Consider the following 19,484-nt stretch of genomic DNA (forward strand, 5'->3'; position numbering starts at 1 on the left):
TTTGTCTACACGCTGAGACGACTTCCTGCGGAGGTCGTCTTTTTTTAATCATGTACCATGATTTGACGGTATCGATACAGGATATACAGTGCGCCGATAATGGCCGCAACAGCCACAACTGCATCGAACATAAAGATTTGTAAAATGGACGCGTGACTCTGAATTAAACCTGTTACGACCGGGATGACGACAGCCGACACGCCGCCTGCTGTGGAGATAATCCCCGTCATCGTCCCTTTGTTTTTCCAGAAGAATTCAGCCATCACAGTTAACGTCAGCTGAAAAACTCCTGCCGTTGAGAATCCCAATACAAACGCATTGACGGTTCCTATGACTGGGGATTTCACGACCAAGAGCACACAAATGGAAGCAAGTGTAATGATTGGATAGATCAGCAGTACAGTGACCGGACGGACAAAGCGGCGCAGTAGAAACGCGAGCATCACGACAGACAGCAGCCCGCCCATGCTATAGTAACTGAGCAGTTTCACAGCACTGCCCGATGTCATCCCCAAGATGGCCTCACCGTACGTAGGTAGCCAAATTTGCGGCAGCGCATACAGTCCATTTGACGTAAAGCTGATCACAATGAGTGCGATCCCTTCTCTCCAAAATGTAGGCTCTGTCGAGAAGCGCGGAAGTCCGTCATGCTCTGTTACCTGGACTTGCTCCACCTTGCGATGATTCGGAAATGGCAAGGTCCACAGCATCAAGACATTCACAAGATAGATCAGAGCAGGAACAAAAAATGCCATTCCATAAAACAAATCATGCTCTGCTAAAAAGTAAATCGCCAGTGGCAAAATGGTTGCCCCAATGGATATAAAGGCCTTCACCATCACATTCGCAGAACCCGAGTTTTGCGGAAACGCCTCCATTAACGCAGGATACGTTCCTGCATCCATTGCCGAATTCGCCACCCCTGCCAAAATCGCAAACGCAAACGCGATTTGATAATTCGGAGACAATGGGATTCCGATGAGGAACACCGCCATCAGCACACCAGAAACCAAAATGACCGGCTTTCGCCCAAAACGATCTGACAGTACGCCTGATAAACCATACGTGAGCACCCTGCCAATGCCAAGCGCCGAAATCATATAACTAATTCCCGCACTATTGGTATCTAATTGTTTGATTAAAAATGGCATATTTGAAGCCAAAATAATATTGACCATACCTAATAAAAAATAATTAATATACAGACTAGAAGCCGTTCTCACATACGGATTCCTCATCCTGACACACCCCTCAACACCATCGCAATGAAGTGACAAATAATGGTTACGCTTACAAGATCTCATATGTGAGGAAGAACAGCTTTGCAGCCTTCACGTTCATACATCTCATCATGTCATGCAGCTCACAGCTTACACGCCCTTCATGTATCAAGCATTTCTTCAATTTTTCACTGCTCTTATTTTATACGAATGAGAAAGGTAAAGATAGTAAATTGCTTAAATTTGAGGGGAATTCATCAATTAAGCGTATGACACCATCGATAGAAAAAAGGAGTGGTTCATTCCACTCCTTAAATGATGTCTCAATTCTGTTCATCGTTCATTTTCAACCCATTTTGACGAATGACTTCTTGATACCAGTAAAAGCTTTTTTTAGGTGTTCGATTTAACGTTCCGTTTCCATCGTTATCTTGATCAACATGGATAAACCCATATCGCTTTTCCATTTCAGATGACGAGTAACTAATTAAATCAAGAATTCCCCAGCTAGTGTAACCTATTAATTCGACTCCATCCTCAATGGCTTCCAGCATCTGCTGGAAATGCTGCTCATGATAGCTAATCCGATAATCATCATTTATCTTTCCATCTTCCACCTTATCGTATGCACCTAATCCATTCTCAACTATAAATAGTGGTAGTTGATAGCGATCGTATAAGTCATTTAAAGAGATACGAATTCCAATCGGGTCGATCTGCCAGCCCCATTCACTCACTTCTAAATATGGGTTTTTCACTCCACCTATTGTATTGCCGCTGACAGTTTCCATGCCTTCACTATTTTCAGTAGCAACTAAGGAATTGTAGTAGCTGAATGAAATAAAATCAACAGTATGCACCTTTAGTAATTCGTCATCTCCCAGCTGTTTCTCAATGTGAATGTTCTTTTCTTTGAACAGTCGATTGATAAAACGTGGATACTCACCGCGCACCTGTACATCTGTGAAAAACATATTGAACTGATTGTTCTTTGATGCTTTTAGAACATCCTTTGGATTACAAGAATACGGATACGTTGTTAATTTCGTCAGCATACACCCTATTTTTGCCCCTGGGATCATCTCGTGACAATATTTAACGGCCAACGCACTTGCAACAAATTGATGATGCAATGCTTGATAAACGGCCTGTTCTACATTGTCAAAGCGCTCTGAAACGATTCCACCGCTTGTAAATGGATGTCGGACAATACTATCAATTTCATTGAAAGTCAGCCAATACTTGACTTTATCTTTGTATCGATCAAATACCACTCGACTAAATTTCACAAAGAAATCAACGACAATGCGATGAGACCATCCTCCATATTGATTCACTAAATATAGCGGCATTTCATAATGAGATAACGTGACGAGTGGTTCAATATCATGTTTCTTCATTTCATCGAATAGGCGGTCGTAAAATAATAATCCCGCTTCATTTGGCTCTTCTTCATCACCGTTTGGAAAAATACGCGTCCATGCAATCGAGACACGTAACGTCTTCAATCCCATTTCTTTGAACAAGGCCATATCTTCAGGATAACGATGATAAAAATCTACACCTCTTCGTTTCGGATAACCTTCAGCGGTATCTGCACGTATTGCTTGCTGAATTTGTTCTTCATCCACTTTATTGTGCTTTTTATAGTCAGATTTACTGAGACCTTTTTTAAAGATCGCCACATCAGCAGTCGATAACCCTTTTCCATCTACATTCCATGCACCTTCTGCTTGGTTTGCCGCGATGGCGCCACCCCATAAAAAACCTTCTGGAAATTTCTTGATTTGATTAGACATGTTTCTTCCTCCTCAAGACTATGCGTTATTTCTTTGAACCACTCGATTGACGTGAATAATTAAATACATTTTTTCGTCATTGGATATCGTGTAATCAACATTTGTTTTTATATATTTCTCAATTTTCTCCACACATTTTACTTCTTCAGGGTATTTCCTCATGATTTGATCGATTAGATCGTGATCATCTGTTTCGAGCATTTTATTCTCAAGCAAACGCTGAACAAAGAACTGTAAATGTGTTAAAAATCTAGAGTAATTAATCGTATCTGTCGGAATGTCGATCTTATAATGCATTTTGATAATATTTAAAATGTCTTTGACCATATTGGTCATCATTACGATTTGATTTAAATTATCTTTGGTCTGCTGCGCATTTACTAGATGAAATGCAATATTCGCCGCTTCTTCTTCAGGCAGCTGAATGCCTAATTGTTTTTCAATCAGCTCTAGTGCATGCAGACCAATACTGAATTCCTCGGGGTAAAATTTCTTTACTTCCCACAGCAGGCGATTTTGTATCGTTAAATTTTCCTTAAAGCGCTTCGTAGCCATGAAAAGGTGATCGGTTAAAGAAATATAAAGATGCTCATTTAAGTGTGTAGATAAACGGCGCTTCGCATAGGATATAATCTCATCTGTCATGATTAAAAATTCCTCTGGGGTCTCCCTCATAAGCTCAGCTAAATCGTTAGACGTGCTTTGATCTTCTAGCACATAGATCTTTTGAATATCGGACTCTTGAATAAGACTGCCGGGCTTATTTTTAAACCCAATCGCCTTACCCATTACGATGATTTCTTTACCGTCATCTCTTTTAGCGAGAACCACACTGGTATTCAGCACTTTTATAATTTCCATACCATATCACCTTCCTGGTTACATTCAAAATCGATTTATAAGACTGTTAAAAGTGGCTGCTGATGACCAGAAACAGGATTCGTTTTTCCCTCTTGGGGTAAAATTTCTAAATAATCAGCTGTATTTGTAATAATGACTGGTGTTGTTGTATCATAGCCAGCCTTTTGTATATTCTGTTGATCAAATTCAATCAGAAGTTGACCTAGTTTTACTGTATCACCTTGTTGAACATGTGAAGTGAAAAATTGTCCATTTAAGTTAACGGTATCAATACCAATATGAATCAGAACTTCCACACCAAGGTTTGATTTTAGACCAATGGCATGATTTGTATGGAAAATCATTTCCACTTGCCCATCAAAAGGAGCGAATACTTTCCCTTCACTAGGTTGAATCGCTGCCCCTTTCCCCATCACTTCTTCAGAGAATACTTTATCATTCACTTTGGCTAAAGGAATGATGTCTCCTTTCATTGGTGCATAAATGACTTCACGATTTCTTGTGCTTTCTGATGTAGAGACAGGCTCATTTTTCTTCTCGATGTTTTCAGTTTCTGCCTCTTTAAAGCCAATGATGTAAACAGCAATAAACGCGATGACCGCTGCCGTGACTGCACCAATAATAGCAAACGTAAAGTTTGAAGTCCCTTTTTCAATAAAGATTGGCATCGTTGCAATACCAGGTGAAACCATCACAAACGCTTTCAGCTTAATCAATCCAACAAAAATACCTGAAACTCCTGCTCCAATCATACATGCGAGTAATGTTTTCTTGAGTTTTAAATGAACGCCGTATAATGCAGGTTCTGTTATCCCAAATAAAGCAGAAATTCCTCCGGACATTGCAATTTGTTTTAACTTAGGGTCTTTGGTTTTAAAGGAAACAGCCAAAGCACCTCCACCTTGCGCAAAGTTCGCCGCTAGCATGGCCACTCCGATAAGAGCGTCGTATCCTGGTGAAGCAAGGGACGCGATAACCACTGGATAGAACACCTTCTGCATCCCAAACATAACGATAAAAGGTAAGAAAACGGCTAAAATGGCAACGGCAGCCCATCCTGCCGTTTGCTGGATCCATAAGACCCCTGCGGCTAAACCTGCACCAAGGTACATACCAAGCGGCCCTAAAAACAGTAAACCAATCGGAGCAACAATAATCATCGTAATTAAAGGAACCATAAAGATTTTGACCGGTCCCGGTGATAATTTATCTGCCAGCTTTTCTACATAAGACATCAGCCAAACAATGAGTATGATCGGAATAACGGATGCTCCATAAGAAACAGCTTTTAGTGGGATGCCCGCAAAGACAACTGGATCTCCGCTGCTAAACAGGGCTGTTAAGTTAGGATGCAGCAATACCCCAGCTAAAGCCATTGATACCATAGGGTTTGTACCAAATTTTTGTGAGCTTGTATAGGCTAACAAAATAGGTAGGAAGAAGAACGCTGCATCTGAGATGATTTTCAATACCAAATAGGTTTGGCTGTCTTCTTTCATCAAGTTCAACATTGGCAATAAAATTAATAACGCCTTTAACATCCCTGCCCCGGCAATTGCAGGGATAATCGGTGCAAAAATGCCAGTGATCAAATTGGCAAAACGATTGAAATATCCTTTCAAGCTATGATCTTTGTTTTGAACAATTTGCCAGCTTGCTTCCGGATTTTGATCAATCAGTTTTGCAAACTCTTTATATACATAACCAACATCATTGCCAATAACAACTTGATACTGACCTGCTGTATCTGCTACTTGAATGACGCCATCAAGGCGGCTAATTTCTTCAGAGTTTGCGAGTGAGGAGTCTTTTAAAGTCAGCCTTAATCTCGTCATACAGTGGATGGAGTTTTGAACGTTTTCACTTCCACCAATATGTTTAAGAATATCTTGAGCTAAGTCTTTATGGTTCATTAAAGTCACCGCTTTCATTTTTAATTATAGGAGCTCAGGCAACAAAAAAAGACCTGGATTGGGTGGGAATATACAAATACAGATATCCCATCCAATCTAGGTCTTGCCTGCCGAACAGTAACACGCCTTATTGAATGAACGCATTATTCTATTTTAAAATTCTCATCGTTTCATGAAACCGCTTTTAACATGTTAATATCTTTATAGTAATTAATTATCTTCACAAAAGCAATGTTTTTCTGACAAATCAAATAATAAATTGATTAAATATAGATCAAAGAGCACTGTTATATCATCTAATCGTACCTATAACTAAGAACGATAAAGTCATGATCTTTCAAATAGAGACCGTCTAAATTCAAAGTTCATGTAGCTTAATTCGTTCATTAGGTGCTTTCTTCTGCTTTTTCTTTTTAGGGAATCCATTTTTATATTTCTGTTGTTATACATAGAAATCACCTTTTAGGGTTACTTTACTCTTTTAGTACTCAAACACTTAGAGATTTTAATTAAACAAAAGCACTTGTAACCTAAAGGACTAATCAAGTGCCCGAATCATTATATTTCTAATCGTCAATATGATAATTAATCTTCGAATATTTCTGGTATTTTCTCTTTCCAAATTAACAACAGCTTTATGAATTCTTTTGTTTCAATTTTATTTTCATGAGGTTCTTCAATTCTATAATGATGTTCAACCATTGTCTCTTCTCTTTTAATACTTACACTGGTAGCATTCAATGTAATTTCAAAGGTTTCATAAACTCCATCTATAACATTTTGAATATATTCTATAACTCATCCACTTCTTCTTCTGTTGAAATATCTTGGATAAAATCTGAGAAAATACTTATTTCTTCTGGGAGTATTATTGCTAAGTCACCAAATTGGTCTTCCTTAAATTCATATGAATACTTCATATAAGTTAATCACCTTCATACTAAAGGTTTATAGTGAATTTATACAGTCCAACTCATCATCTGTTTCAAAGCCACAAAATTTAATCTTCATTTATTTGCTCGTCAACTTCTTCTAGATACTTTTCTGTATCCAAATAAGATTCAATAAGATTATCTAAAAATTCAACACTAACCTCTCGACTATCTTCATAAATATGCATTTTAGCTCCAGCTTTTTCTAGTAAACTGATAATTTTTTTCATCTCTTTCAATTCATCAATATCTAATAAATTATAAGATAAAATAAAATCATTTTTATTTATTGCTTCTTTTATTTCAGAAATACTTTTATCTGTATGTTTTCTTAGAATCGAGATATATTTGATTTGATTATCATCTTTCTCTATTCGCATTTTCATTTCAGGCATTTATTTTCTCCTCCATAGTTTAGAAATCGTCAATAGGTTTAATTCTTTCTCCAGGCAGACTGTTCTTCCAATTACCTCCATGCCAACCATTAAAATGTTCATTTGGTGTAGCTGGATATATAATTTCACCTTTGTTCGCTAAATGTGGATATTGTGATGCACTGTAAGAATGGTGACCTTGCACAGTTTTTCCATCTACTTTAGGCTTCTTACCATTTAGAATATCACTTAATTGCTGCTTATCCCAGTTTCTGGTTGGATCCTCTTTATTCAAAATCCTTTGACGTTCCTGATACCAAAACTCATTCACACCAGTGTTTCTATGTTTGGCAAACTTTTTATTCCATTTATAATTTTCGTATTCTAATTTCGTAATCGTCCTATTCTCAAATTTGTCTTTCAACTCTTTCATCTTCTTAGCGCTTAACTGCTTTCTTTGTATAGGGTGCTTCTTTAAATCTAATCCCTTGGTTCTTTCTGCTATAATTTTCTCAGCAACTTTTTGTTCACCGATCCTCAGACTACCATAAAAGCTCTTTTTACCAAACGGCAAAAGCATCCCCAGCGCTGCGTTCATACTAGCTTCCTGCTGTTCTTTCGAAATCTTATTTCCAAACATGTCTCGGCCTGTGATCGCTTCGCTGAAGCCGTTGGTGGCGGTGAGGCCATACAAGCCTTTTTGAGATGTTTTCAGGGCGTCAAAAGATTTTTGCGATGTCTTGTAGATATCGACCGCCCTGACTGCGGCTGATGTGGCTTGGGTCGTTTTATAGACAGCCTTCCCGCCTTTGAAAATGCGGCCTGCCCAACCCACGATAGGGATGTAACCGGCTGCTGCCATGCCACCTGCCGCGACTCGCTGGCCTGCGGTGAGTTCTTCCCCTGTGATTGGATCAACGCCTGTTGCGGCACGTTTTGCATCGTTCACACCAGTCAGTTCATTGACGATGTTTCCACCATAATCGAGGGCTTTTTCATACCAAGGGCGGTTGGCGAGTGCTTCTTGTTCCTTTGCGATTTCGCGGGCTTGTTCTTGTTCTTTTTTGATTTTCAGATATTCAGAAGTTTGCTTCTCAATATCGCTTTTTGCCTTGTAGATTTCGCTATTTTGATAGGCTTTCTTGTCAAAATTCATAGGCGAAATCGCTTTTCCGTCATTTGTCGCATTCATCATTTCAGCGTACAATGCCATTGTAGCTTGCTGCTCCGTCTCTGACAAAGCATATTCATCTTTTAAATTTTGATCAAGCTCTCTTAGTTCTTTGACCGTCTTTTTTCGTTCATCTTCCGCATCTTCTATTTTTTCATCAAAGGTTTGGCTATCAAATACCTCTAGGGAAATGAGGTCATCAATATCTTGAAAAATCGTTTTGAGTGCCTTTTTTTGATCTTTCACAATGCTTTTGGCATTCTTGATGCCCATATGTACTGCGTTGTCTAAAAAGTGTTCTTCTACAAAGGTATCGCCGCCAAAGCTCGTATCATCCAGTGTCCCAGAAACACCTTCATGAAAGGCTTTTTGTTTATCAATGAAGCTGATAAACATGTCTACATTTCCAGCGAGCTCTTTATAGAAACTTTTAATGTTATCGGCTCCTTTTCCAGTAAAATCATCACCGAGGTTGGCAACACCTTGTAATGCCTTTTTTAAATCAACCATTTGTTCGCGGAGTTCCTGATAGTGTTTTGCCCTTGCGTCCATGGCACTTGTAAGTGCTTTTGCATCAAGTATCTTGCTCAGAAGAAGTCACTCCCTCCATTATTGATCATAAAGTCTATTTTACCGTGACCTTCAAAACGGAAAAATAGTCTAAATGACATAAAAAATGGAATAGACTCTCTATTTAACGGTCAAATAAAATAAGCTAGACAATGCACTTTGCTCTGTCTAGCCTTACCTTTATGCTATTTATAAACATTAGTTGGCCCTTTATACCATACTATGTGATAGAACTATTAGAACATTAATCCCTGTTCAATCTTTTCAGTGATATGAGATAATGCCAACTAAAACGAAAGGAGAATCAAATTGTATAAAGGATCATTTATGCAATTATCGTGATATTCGGCTTTTGGATTTTTCTACAATTATCCTTGAACATCAATATCTTTCAAAACCCAATGAACTACTTTATTGTTATTATCCTCTTTTTCCTTTGTATTCAGGCGTTATTGAAGCGTAGACAATAAAAAATCACTCAGGTACATACACTTTTTTCAGAGGTAATAAAGATCTTGTCTCAGCTGGCATATGCTCATACCAATGTACAATAAGATTTACGAGTTCTTCTAAATCCACTAGGTGAACTTCATTATGTTTCGCAACAGCTTTGGCATTTGAAGTGAATCCACCAGTAGAAACGAATAAACTGTTTGCATTCATGGGATTAGCCCCTAATAATTGTTGTACTTCTGGGGAACTAGCTGAGGTTTGCCGATGCTTAACTTGTACTTTTATAATAGGTTTTTCAAATCCAAATGCATCTTTATAAGCTAATACATCAACACCGCCATCAGGCCCTTTTGGGCTTACGCGAACATTGTATGACATGGCTTGCAGTAAGCCCCCGACTAGATCTTGCATCTGCCACGGATCCAGTTTATCTACCTTATCTGCAATCATAACAGTTGCTTTGCTGACTAAATCTTCAATAATTTCATCTTCTTCTGTTTCATCTTCGTATGCTGCAATAGAAGTAGGGTTCTTGAGTAAATGTTCAATCTCTTGCCCCCAATCATCTACACGAAAAACAGTTGATATAGAACCGAGGCTGTTCTTAGCTGGTTGACTGAGGGAATCTCGTTTAACGGCGATTGGCTCCCAATTCACCTTAATATGATTTGGATACATTTTATCTCCAATTGCTTCATCAAAAAAATGCGGAGCAGTCACAGTACCTACTCGATATTCACGACTCTCTTTTAAATATGTAATGATTCGATCTCCCTTTTTAATTTCTCTACTGAACCTCCATATCTGACTAACCCAGCTTCTCCTTGTAAAAGGTTTGTTCTCGGCGAATATGACATCAGCTCGATCATTCATCTCTTGCTTTGTTTGATATTGTTTTGGATTACCTAATTTTGGCCACCCAATCGATGCAATACCTTCCTTTTCCCATATTGAAATTAACTCATTTTGGTCACCTGCACGAACCATCCACCATTTCGTCATTTACGATCTCTCCTATTCCATCCCATAAATATTCTTACTAAATTATAAGACTTATTTCTTGTGAACAAAAGGATATACTCACCATTTTTGTCAAAAGAAACAGAAGAACCCGGACAAGCGAATACACGCTCAACCGGGCTTCTATTTTCCTTTATTACACTTCTTCACCATTCGTTGCAATGACGTTTTGATACCAAGTAAACGAATCTTTTTTAAGGCGCTTCATTGAGCCGTTTCCTTCGTTGTCGCGGTCAACGTAGATCATGCCGTAGCGTTTTTTCATTTCGCCTGTTGTGAATGACACGATATCAATGATGCCCCAAGGTGTGTAGCCGATAAGGTCGACACCGTCGTATTCAATGGATTTTTTCAGTGCTTCGATATGAGAAGCGAGATATTGAATTCTTTCTGGATCGTGAATAGAACCGTCTTCTTCCACTTGATCTATTGCACCAAATCCATTCTCTACGATGAATAACGGGATTTGATAGCGATCGTAAAAACGATTCAATGTATATCTTAAGCCTGTCGGGTCAATGGACCAGCCCCAGTCACTTGATTTGATATAAGGGTTATCTACACCATGCGGCAGGGCTCCGTTGACAATGTCTCCGTTGTGATCAGACACCGTATCACTTTTAACCGTTGTCGACATGTAGTAGCTAAAGCCTAGATAATCCACTTTCCCTTTTCTTAAGCTTTCTTCATCGCCTTTTTCAAATGGAATGTGATAGCCTTCGCGTTCGAATTCTTTTAATGCATAGCTCGGATAGTAACCGCGCACCTGTACATCTGGGAAGAAATAGCGCTGTCTCATATATTCCTCTGCGAGCATGACATCCTCTGGATTTGAGGAATACGGATAGATTGGCACGTGAGAAACCATCGCTCCAATTTGGAAAGCAGGATTGATCTCTTTTCCTTTGGCTACTGCCCATGCACTTGCAAGTAATTCATGGTGTCCTGCTTGATACATGACTTCTTTGGCATTTTCGCCTTCTTTGACTGATACCCCTGAATTTGTCCAAAGGAATAGTGGGTTGTTGACATCCATTTTGTTATTGATTTCATTAAATGTCATCCAGTATGTGACCTTGTCTTTGTATCGATTGAAGCACACTTCTGCGAATTTCGCGAAATACTCAGCGACTTTTCGGCTGCGGAACCCGCCGTACTCTCTTGCTAAATGGAGCGGCATCTCAAAGTGAGACAGCGTAATTACAGGCTCGATGCCATGCTTGAGCAATTCATCAAAAACATCATCATAGAACTGTAAACCTGCTTCATTCGGTTCCGCTTCATCTCCCTTAGGGAAAATCCGGCTCCAGCCGATCGATGTACGTAAGCATTTCAAACCCATTTCGGCAAACATCGCGATATCTTCCTTATAACGATGGTAGAAATCAATCGCTTCATGATTCGGATAAAATGTTCCTTCTTCTATCGTCTCAGTTATTTGTCTCGGTACTCCGTGAGCACCTGCTGTCATCACATCTACAACACTTGGGCCTTTTCCTGCTTCATTCCATCCACCTTCAAATTGATGTGCAGCTAATGCTCCGCCCCATAGAAAATCTTTTGGTAATGTCATTATTCATTCCTCCTATTTCACAATTGTGATCATGACGTCTGTTGGCTGACATGTTGATTGTTCTTCTACAATCACATCTTCATACGCTTGTGTATTGGTGATGATGACGGGTGTGATTGTTTTTAATCCCTTGCTTTCAATGGCTTCTTGATCAAATGTCATCAACAAGTCACCCTTCTTCACCTTGCTGCCTTCTTTGATATGAAGAGTAAATGCTGAGCCATCTAGGGAAACCGTATCAATTCCTACATGAACTAGTAACTCCACCCCGAATTCTGAACGCAGTCCAATTGCATGCTTTGTCGGCGCAAGCATGACGACACTGCCGTCAAACGGTGCATACAGCTTGTTGTCTGTCGGTTCAATCGCAAACCCTTTGCCCATCGCTCCCGAGCTAAATACGGCATCAGGCACTTCAGATAACGGGATCACTTTCCCTGCAAGAGGTGCAGGGATTGTTTCTTCATTATTCATCGAAGCATTCATTTTTTCTCCAACTTGATCTTTATCAGACGTTTCACCAGCTGTCTGTTCCACTGTATCTTCCCCATAACCAAACATTTGAATGAGCACAACTGGTAAGATCAGCGCAATTGCGACACCAATCAATATGCCGATGATCGATGTTGGATAATCTGAACTAATTCCGTTTACAATCGTCAGTGGACCAGGCAACCCTGCATACGCAAAGTAATAAGGCGTAAAGAAGCTGGCAGCAATGGCACCGACCGCTCCAGATATACATCCGAAAATAAATGGTTTCTTGAAACGGAGGGTGACCCCATAAATCGCAGGCTCAGTAATTCCAAAGAGACCTGTAATTCCCGCTGAAACCCCGACTTTTCGTGTTTCGCGGTTTCTTGCTTTTAAAATAACCCCTAACACTGCGCCGACCTGAGCGATAACAGCGATGGTTTGATATGCCTGGAAGGAGTCACGTCCATATTGTTCAAAGTTGGCGAGCACCATTGGCGTGATGCCCCAGTGAACACCGAAAATGACAAGCACTTGCCAGAAACCTCCGATAATGGCGCCTGCTAAAGCTGGGACATGTTCTGCTAAGAAATTGTATCCGTTTGCAATCCCATTTGCACCCGCTGTCGAAAGTGGACCAATTAATAGAATGGTTAACGGAACCATGACGACCATACAGATAAATGGGACAAATAACGGTTTGACCACCTCGTGAATACGTTTGTTTAAAAATCTCTCTACATATGAAAGGATCCATACCAAGAATAACGGCGGCAAAACAGATGACGTATAAACCGTTTCAGATAACGCTATGCCTAAAAAAGTAACGCCTTCCCCTGATGCCACGCGTCCAGCAATCTCCGTCCAAGCTGGACTGACAAGCGCTGCTGTACACGCTACGGCGATATACATATTCGTTTTAAAATGCTTGGCAGCTGTGATGGCAATAAAGATAGGCAAGAACGTAAACGGCGCCCAGGAAATAAAGCTAAAGACTTCATACGTTCCGGTTTTCGAGAAGCTTGGAAATAATAAATTAATGAGGATAAGTGCACCTTGTAAAATACCTGCTGCTGCCAAAATATACACAAATGGCGCAAACACAGCAGACATGGTCGCGATGACACGATTCAGCACCGTTCCCTTGTTTTCATTTACCTGATCATCATCAGATGGCTGCAGCTGAACAAGGGTGGAAAAATGCTCATATACCTCACCAACATGCTGACCGATGACGACCTGAAATTGACCGCCGTTTTCCACCACGGTAATGACCCCAGGCATTGCATTAACTGCTTCCTTTGCCTTTGGATTCGAACGTTTCAAGACCAAACGCAGCCGTGTGGCGCATCTTGCAGCACTCACCACATTTTCTTCTCCGCCAACTGCCTCTAAGATGTCTTCTGCAAGCTTTTGATAATCCCTCACTTTTGACATATAAACCCCCCCTTTATCACTGCTAGTATATGTACATTATAATTATACCGGTACAATTTATCAATACGTATATAATTTCAAATAGCATATCAAAGGAAATTTGGTATGTGCTATAATACAAAGACAATAAATCGTGAAAACAAAGAGGAATAGCCATGTTAAAGTATCAACAAATTGCGAGCGATATTGAAAAATATATTGTCACCCATGAGATGCAGCAAGGGGATAAGCTCCCTGTACTCGAAACACTCATGAGCCAATTTGCTGTGAGCAAAAGTACCATTATCAAATCGTTAGAATTACTCGAAAAAAAAGGAATTATCTATCAAGTGAGGGGCAGCGGCATCTTTGTTCGAAGACACCGGCGCAAGGGCTACATCAGCCTTTTATCCAACCAAGGGTTTAAAAAAGATTTAGAGGAATTTCAACTGACATCAGAGGTTTTAATGCTAGACACCATCAAGCCGTCCGAAGAAGCTGCACTTAATTTGAACATTGAACAAGAAGAGGATGTTTTTTATCTAAAACGAATTCGTTACATCAATGGACAAACCTTATGTTTAGAAGAATCCTATTACCGAAAAACGATCATTCCTTATCTCAATACAGAAATTGCCGCCGACTCTGTTTTTAAATTCGTCAGTGAAGGTTTGGGGCTCAAAGTCGGTTTTTCCGATATGTACTTACAAGTAGGCAAATTGAATGAAACCGAAGCGACGCACCTCGGCCTCAAACAAGACGATCCCGCCCTCCGCGTCGAGACCGTCTTTCATCTCACAAACGGCCAGCCCTTCGACTTCTCGAAAATCACATATAACTACATGCAATCCCAATTTTTTATTCAAGCGAATAATTATTATGGATGATGGATGGAAAAAGCCTTCTGAGAGTATCAGGAGGCTTTTTTACTATTAGCTTTTGACCTTTAAATATTCTATCCTTCTTTCTTGAGAAGAAAGGCCATCAATCGCCACATCACCATAATAAATGTCTATGTGATCTCCTTTACCAATTAGAGCAACTGGAAAAGCATGCTGTTCTAGCAGGCACTTTTCAAACTCATTTGGATGAATCTCGACTTCAATTTCATGTCCAATGAAGGCATATTCAAATGTAAACGTATGATAAAGATCTACAAGACAGCGTATGATCTCTTGTTGAAGATGAATAACATCATGAGAAACAACCTCTGTCCAATTTAAACTGAGAACGAACCCTACGAAACCCGTTTCTTTTTGTATGTTGATTGTCATCCCTTTTCGATCTGAACTTATACCTGACAATTCAAACTCTGTATAATAACCTGAAAAATCATCGTCTTTGATGATATTTTCTTTAACACTGTGTTCAATCCATGTTTCTCCGTCAGGGTCCTGACTAAACTTTACTTTCGTAATAGACATGTCTTTTTGAGCTAGATAATCAATCAGTTGGCGAAAAGTATTTGGTATATGAATGGCCTCATAAAAAACGATCCCGACATTAATGTATCCACCTATAGCTATCATGCATCCCTCGTTTCATTTTTTCTTTCATTATACTTTACTCAAACCATTATTCAGCGAAAGCTCACTCCCTTACATGAACACTTCCGATTTAAACCATCAAAAAGATTCATTTTACGAATGCATCAAACAAACTTATGATAAACATAACAAAAATGTGTAGGAGGGTTCGTCAGATGAGAGATATTAGAGTGTATCATGTCGATGCGTTTACAACTGAGAAATTTGGAGGAAATGCCGCTGGGGTGGTGTTGGATGGTGAGTTTTTGACAGAGGATGACATGCAGAGCATCGCCAAGGAGTTGAATTTACCAGAATCCGTTTTCTTACTGCCCGCCCATGATCAGGAAGCCGATTATCGTGTCAAATACTTCACCCCGACGGAAGAGGTCAATTTCTGCGGGCATGCGACTGTTGGATTGACTTGGCTTCTGGCGACGGAGCTAGGACTGGCTAAAGAGAGATCAGGAGTTGTGTTAGAAACAAAGATCGGCAATGTTCCTGTTGTATGGCATGAAGAAAACGGCAAGGTCGTTGATGTGGAAATGACGCAGGTGACACCGAAGACGCGGGATTTTGTCATCGATTTAGAAGTGCTTAGTGACATGCTTGGTGTGAGCAGTGACCGCCTTGATCCTTCCTATCCTATCAAATTAGCAAACACCGGTAACTGGCATCTTCTTGTTCCGATGAAGGACCAACAGGACATTGATCAAGCGGCACCGAACTTAGCGGCTTTAGCTAAAATGAATAAAGAGCATAGCATCTCGACAACCCACCTTTATACGTTTCACCCCTCAAAAGAATGCGATCTTTATACGAGGGATTTTGCACCTGGGATTGGTATACCCGAAGATCCTGTGACAGGGGCAGCAAACGGAGCATTGGCTGGATATCTTTATTTGGAGGGTATCATTTCTCAGCAAGAAATCACTCACCTGAACATTGCCCAAGGGGATGCCATCGGCAGACCTGGCTTGCTTCGTATCACAGTCATTCCAAATGAATCAGAGCCGGTGATCAAAGTGGCAGGCGCAGCTGTCATCACGATCCGCGGCGTGTTAACCTTATAAAACATCAGCTTGAATGGGGACTTCCTGTTCAAGCTGATTCTATTTAAAATGATTTTTGACCGTTTCGATCCACCTCTTGGCCGATGGGGAAGCTGCTTTGAATGATTTGAGCGCCAAGTTGACCTCACGAAAGACGCTCGTCTCCAGTGGAATGATTTTCGTATGAGGTATGTGCGGCGGCAACACTAATTTGGGAATGATCGTGACCCCAAGCCCTTCTTGCACCATAGAAATGAGCGTATTGTTGTCTTCAATTTCAAACAGAACATGAGGCTTCACGCCGCCTCTTTCTTTTAACAGCTTCTTAACGAGTATGTCACAGCCCGCTTTCGGCATGATAAAGGCTTCATCATGTAGCGAGTCCACTTCAATCACTTTCTTCGTATGAAAGCGATGATTCTCTTGTATGAGCACCACCAACTCATCCTGAAAAAGTGGAACGGTCTCGAATTCCCTCGATGACTGCGTTAAAAAACCAACATCAACCGTGCTTGAAGCAATCCATTCCTCAATCTCCTCATAACCGCCTTCATATAACTCCAGCTTGATATGCGGATAGCTTTGCGTAAAAAGATGAATAAGGCGTGGAAGGACATTTGAAGAAAAACTGGGGAATGTCCCAATCTTGATGCTCCCCACTTCCATCCCTTGAATCAGCGCTGCCTCTTGCTCAAGCAATGCCGCATGGTGCATGATTTGCTGGATATGCGGCATCACCCGCTCACCTGCGTCCGTTAACGAAAGCCCGTTTCGATTCCTCCGAAGCAGCACAATCCCTAATTCCGACTCAAGCTTCGCAATATTATGACTCACCCCAGACTGCGTCAGCCCAAGCTTCTCCCCGGCTTTTGTAAAACTGCCGCATTCGACGACTGTTAGAAATACTTTGTATTGGAATGTGATCAGTGTGCTCACCTCGTATGTTCATATGTTAAATCGAAAAATAATGCTAGTTATATAGTTCATTTGGGTTTAGCGACTTCCACCCATTACCAGTAAATCAAAGACACCTATCTCTCTATGGAAAATAACTCAACATGTCTAATTTGTCGAGAATCAATATCCACCTATAAGCACTGAGATATTTTGCTAAATTTATGATACGATAATAGGCAAAAAGACTACAGGGGCTAGCTAAATGAGTGAACTTTTTATTGAAAAACGCGATTTTAATACAAATCATATTCTTTCTTTACGAACAACCTTATTTCATAATCAACCTATTGTCTACATTCTTTATGATGAAAAGAAGAAGCCATCTGCTTATATTGGTCAGTCAGTCCAAGCTAGCAGACGATTGAAGGATCATTTGAAAGACCCAAAAAAGAACAAATTAACTAAAACAATTCTGATCGGACATGAACGATTTCATCAATCTGCCTCTTACAATATTGAGACAAATCTCATAAACTACTTTATTGCAGAAAATCGTTTCCAATTAAAAAATGTTAGTCAGACACGATCGAGGGAAATGCATCATTATTATCAAAAAGATTTTTACAATGAAACTGTTTTTAAAGAGATATGGGAGCAACTGCAAAAAGATAAGATCGTTAGTAATTCAATTGAAACCTTAAAAAATAGAGATATTTATAAACTTTCTCCCTATAAAGAATTATCACCTCAACAAGTAGAAATTAAGTATGAAATCTTATCTTTTTGCAAAGAGCATATCAAACAGTCAGGTCACCATGTGATTTCGATAGAAGGTGATGCAGGAACTGGGAAGAGTGTTTTACTGAGTTCTCTTTTTAATACGATTCAAGATTTATCAAATGATATGGACTCTGTCTTAAACAATAAGAACAATTATTTACTTGTAAATCACGCGGAAATGCTTAAAACATATCAAAACATCGCAAAGAGTCTGCCAAATCTGAAAAAGAAACAAATTATGAGACCAACCTCGTTTATCAATCAGATGACAAAGTCAGGTGAAATGGCTGACATCGTGTTAATTGATGAAGCCCATCTTTTATTAACAAAAGATGATAAGTACAATAACTTCCATTACCAAAACCAACTAGAAGAAATTATCAAACGAAGTAAAATAACCATTGTCATTTTTGATCCAAAGCAGGTACTCAAAATTAAAAGCTACTGGAATGAAAAATTACTCGAGGAAATTACAAATAGATATCATGCTAAGACTGTAAAACTCACAGAACAGATGCGTATGCATGCTGATACTGATACGTTGAAATGGATTGACCAATTTGTGTCAAAACAATTATTACCTCTGCCTATAAAACAGGATTCTTTCGAACTTAAAATTTTTGAGGAGCCTGACAAATTTAAAACGGCCATTCAGCAGAAAGATGAAGAGGTAGGCCTATCCCGCATTGTATCTACCTTTGACTTTTTACATAAAAAAGATGGAGCTGCCTATATCGTAGATGAAGCTGGTATCAATATGCCATGGAATTTTACAAATGATAAATGGACATGGGCTGAACATGCAGATTCAGTTAGAGAAGTGGGCTCAATCTATACAGTTCAAGGATTTGATTTAAATTATGTCGGCGTCATACTTGGCCCTTCTATCAGCTATGATGAAGAAAAGGATGAACTTCTCATAGACACATCAAATTATAAAGACACAGGTGCATTCACATCAAGAAGTGACATGTCTCCAGAGGAAATCAAACAGGCAAAAGAAAAGATTATACTAAACTCGATTAACGTTTTGATGAAGCGAGGCATTCACGGGCTTTATATTTATGCAACAGATGAAAAATTGAGAAGAAAATTACAAGAGATAAAAGAGGGAGGAAAATATGACTGAGATCAAAGATTTAATACATTCAATTAACCAATTTAGAGATAATCGGAACTGGAGACAATATCATAACCCAAAAGACTTGGCCATCTCAATCTCGATAGAAGCAGCTGAACTGCTTGAAGACTTCCAATGGAAAAGTAATGAAGAAGCTCTTGAGGCGAACGAAGAAAATATCCGAGAGGAAATAGCCGATATCTTAATATATTCACTAATGCTTTGTTCAGATCTTCATCTAGATGTGAAAGAAATAATTGAAGAAAAATTAATAAAAAATGGACAGAAATATCCCATTGAAAAGTAAAGAAACATGATTCGTCTTTTTAATGA

16 protein-coding genes and 1 pseudogene are annotated in these 19,484 nt (G+C 39.5%); 5 read left to right on the forward strand and 12 right to left on the reverse strand.

Annotated features, from left to right (window positions below):
• Positions 1-44: 44 nt before the first annotated feature.
• The 7 genes and pseudogenes from MHI08_RS18265 to MHI08_RS18295 form a co-directional block, all read right to left on the reverse strand.
• Entirely contained in the window at positions 45-1,238 is a 1,194-nt protein-coding gene (locus MHI08_RS18265; protein WP_342499857.1) for an MFS transporter, read from the reverse strand.
• A 305-nt stretch (positions 1,239-1,543) separates the two neighbouring features.
• A complete protein-coding gene (locus MHI08_RS18270) occupies positions 1,544-3,019 on the reverse strand; it encodes a glycoside hydrolase family 1 protein (protein ID WP_342499858.1) in 1,476 nt (491 codons plus the stop codon).
• An 18-nt stretch (positions 3,020-3,037) separates the two neighbouring features.
• Positions 3,038-3,880 carry a PRD domain-containing protein gene (locus MHI08_RS18275; RefSeq protein WP_087978672.1) on the reverse strand — a complete coding sequence of 281 codons (843 nt, stop codon included), beginning with the start codon at positions 3,878-3,880 and terminating at the stop codon, positions 3,038-3,040.
• Positions 3,881-3,915: 35 nt separating this feature from the next.
• A complete protein-coding gene (locus MHI08_RS18280; RefSeq protein ID WP_342499859.1) occupies positions 3,916-5,793 on the reverse strand; it encodes a beta-glucoside-specific PTS transporter subunit IIABC in 1,878 nt (625 codons plus the stop codon).
• 585 nt (positions 5,794-6,378) lie between these two features.
• A pseudogene (locus MHI08_RS18285) lies at positions 6,379-6,713 on the reverse strand (tRNA-Val4).
• An 80-nt stretch (positions 6,714-6,793) separates the two neighbouring features.
• The gene (locus tag MHI08_RS18290; protein ID WP_339240577.1) at positions 6,794-7,120 is read right to left on the reverse strand and encodes a hypothetical protein; all 327 of its coding nucleotides are present in this window, start codon (positions 7,118-7,120) and stop codon (positions 6,794-6,796) included.
• A 19-nt stretch (positions 7,121-7,139) separates the two neighbouring features.
• Positions 7,140-8,861, reverse strand: coding sequence for a T7SS effector LXG polymorphic toxin (locus tag MHI08_RS18295; RefSeq protein ID WP_342500204.1), 1,722 nt, complete (start codon positions 8,859-8,861; stop codon positions 7,140-7,142).
• Between the two features lie 299 nt (positions 8,862-9,160).
• On the opposite strand from MHI08_RS18295, the gene MHI08_RS18300 reads away from it, so the two are divergent.
• Positions 9,161-9,310 carry a hypothetical protein gene (locus tag MHI08_RS18300; protein ID WP_342500205.1) on the forward strand — a complete coding sequence of 50 codons (150 nt, stop codon included), beginning with the start codon at positions 9,161-9,163 and terminating at the stop codon, positions 9,308-9,310.
• A gap of 4 nt (positions 9,311-9,314) precedes the next feature.
• Here MHI08_RS18300 and MHI08_RS18305 read toward each other — a convergent pair whose 3' ends face one another.
• The 3 genes from MHI08_RS18305 to MHI08_RS18315 all read right to left on the reverse strand — a co-directional run bounded on the left by MHI08_RS18305 (position 9,315) and on the right by MHI08_RS18315 (position 13,797).
• Positions 9,315-10,295: a restriction endonuclease gene (locus tag MHI08_RS18305; protein ID WP_025093715.1), complete on the reverse strand. Its 981-nt coding sequence runs from the start codon at positions 10,293-10,295 to the stop codon at positions 9,315-9,317.
• Positions 10,296-10,449: 154 nt separating this feature from the next.
• A complete protein-coding gene (gene bglA, locus MHI08_RS18310; RefSeq protein ID WP_197173066.1) occupies positions 10,450-11,889 on the reverse strand; it encodes a 6-phospho-beta-glucosidase BglA in 1,440 nt (479 codons plus the stop codon).
• 9 nt (positions 11,890-11,898) lie between these two features.
• Positions 11,899-13,797: a beta-glucoside-specific PTS transporter subunit IIABC gene (locus MHI08_RS18315; RefSeq protein WP_197173040.1), complete on the reverse strand. Its 1,899-nt coding sequence runs from the start codon at positions 13,795-13,797 to the stop codon at positions 11,899-11,901.
• A 155-nt stretch (positions 13,798-13,952) separates the two neighbouring features.
• Between MHI08_RS18315 and MHI08_RS18320 the strand changes: the two genes are divergently transcribed.
• Positions 13,953-14,663, forward strand: coding sequence for a GntR family transcriptional regulator (locus MHI08_RS18320; RefSeq protein WP_120208967.1), 711 nt, complete (start codon positions 13,953-13,955; stop codon positions 14,661-14,663).
• A 45-nt stretch (positions 14,664-14,708) separates the two neighbouring features.
• On the opposite strand, the gene MHI08_RS18325 is transcribed toward MHI08_RS18320, so the two are convergent.
• A complete protein-coding gene (locus MHI08_RS18325; protein ID WP_197173041.1) occupies positions 14,709-15,305 on the reverse strand; it encodes an Imm64 family immunity protein in 597 nt (198 codons plus the stop codon).
• 173 nt (positions 15,306-15,478) lie between these two features.
• Between MHI08_RS18325 and MHI08_RS18330 the strand changes: the two genes are divergently transcribed.
• The gene (locus tag MHI08_RS18330) at positions 15,479-16,375 is read left to right on the forward strand and encodes a PhzF family phenazine biosynthesis protein (RefSeq protein WP_342492165.1); all 897 of its coding nucleotides are present in this window, start codon (positions 15,479-15,481) and stop codon (positions 16,373-16,375) included.
• Positions 16,376-16,414: 39 nt separating this feature from the next.
• On the opposite strand, the gene MHI08_RS18335 is transcribed toward MHI08_RS18330, so the two are convergent.
• A complete protein-coding gene (locus tag MHI08_RS18335; RefSeq protein ID WP_342499860.1) occupies positions 16,415-17,290 on the reverse strand; it encodes a LysR family transcriptional regulator in 876 nt (291 codons plus the stop codon).
• Positions 17,291-17,513: 223 nt separating this feature from the next.
• Between MHI08_RS18335 and MHI08_RS18340 the strand changes: the two genes are divergently transcribed.
• Both MHI08_RS18340 and MHI08_RS18345 read left to right on the forward strand, forming a co-directional pair.
• The gene (locus MHI08_RS18340) at positions 17,514-19,160 is read left to right on the forward strand and encodes a DUF2075 domain-containing protein (RefSeq protein ID WP_025093708.1); all 1,647 of its coding nucleotides are present in this window, start codon (positions 17,514-17,516) and stop codon (positions 19,158-19,160) included.
• The gene (locus tag MHI08_RS18345) at positions 19,153-19,458 is read left to right on the forward strand and encodes a nucleotide pyrophosphohydrolase (RefSeq protein ID WP_025093707.1); all 306 of its coding nucleotides are present in this window, start codon (positions 19,153-19,155) and stop codon (positions 19,456-19,458) included. Before MHI08_RS18340 ends, MHI08_RS18345 begins: the two co-directional genes overlap by 8 nt.
• The last annotated feature ends 26 nt before the right edge of the window (positions 19,459-19,484 follow it).

The organism is Bacillus sp. FSL M7-0791, assembly GCF_038627085.1.
GTDB lineage: Bacteria > Bacillota > Bacilli > Bacillales > Bacillaceae > Bacillus > Bacillus safensis.

What these genes read in the sequence shown, in the direction of transcription:
- MHI08_RS18345 (WP_025093707.1), top strand. Translation starts at nt 19,153, where the DNA reads ATGACTGAGATCAAAGATTTAATACATTCAATTAACCAATTTAGAGAT.
- MHI08_RS18340 (WP_025093708.1), top strand. Translation starts at nt 17,514, where the DNA reads ATGAGTGAACTTTTTATTGAAAAACGCGATTTTAATACAAATCATATT.
- MHI08_RS18325 (WP_197173041.1), bottom strand. Translation starts at nt 15,305, where the DNA reads ATGATAGCTATAGGTGGATACATTAATGTCGGGATCGTTTTTTATGAG.
- MHI08_RS18305 (WP_025093715.1), bottom strand. Translation starts at nt 10,295, where the DNA reads ATGACGAAATGGTGGATGGTTCGTGCAGGTGACCAAAATGAGTTAATT.
- MHI08_RS18320 (WP_120208967.1), top strand. Translation starts at nt 13,953, where the DNA reads ATGTTAAAGTATCAACAAATTGCGAGCGATATTGAAAAATATATTGTC.
- MHI08_RS18330 (WP_342492165.1), top strand. Translation starts at nt 15,479, where the DNA reads ATGAGAGATATTAGAGTGTATCATGTCGATGCGTTTACAACTGAGAAA.
- MHI08_RS18275 (WP_087978672.1), bottom strand. Translation starts at nt 3,880, where the DNA reads ATGGAAATTATAAAAGTGCTGAATACCAGTGTGGTTCTCGCTAAAAGA.
- MHI08_RS18280 (WP_342499859.1), bottom strand. Translation starts at nt 5,793, where the DNA reads ATGAACCATAAAGACTTAGCTCAAGATATTCTTAAACATATTGGTGGA.
- MHI08_RS18290 (WP_339240577.1), bottom strand. Translation starts at nt 7,120, where the DNA reads ATGCCTGAAATGAAAATGCGAATAGAGAAAGATGATAATCAAATCAAA.
- MHI08_RS18315 (WP_197173040.1), bottom strand. Translation starts at nt 13,797, where the DNA reads ATGTCAAAAGTGAGGGATTATCAAAAGCTTGCAGAAGACATCTTAGAG.
- MHI08_RS18270 (WP_342499858.1), bottom strand. Translation starts at nt 3,019, where the DNA reads ATGTCTAATCAAATCAAGAAATTTCCAGAAGGTTTTTTATGGGGTGGC.
- MHI08_RS18265 (WP_342499857.1), bottom strand. Translation starts at nt 1,238, where the DNA reads ATGAGGAATCCGTATGTGAGAACGGCTTCTAGTCTGTATATTAATTAT.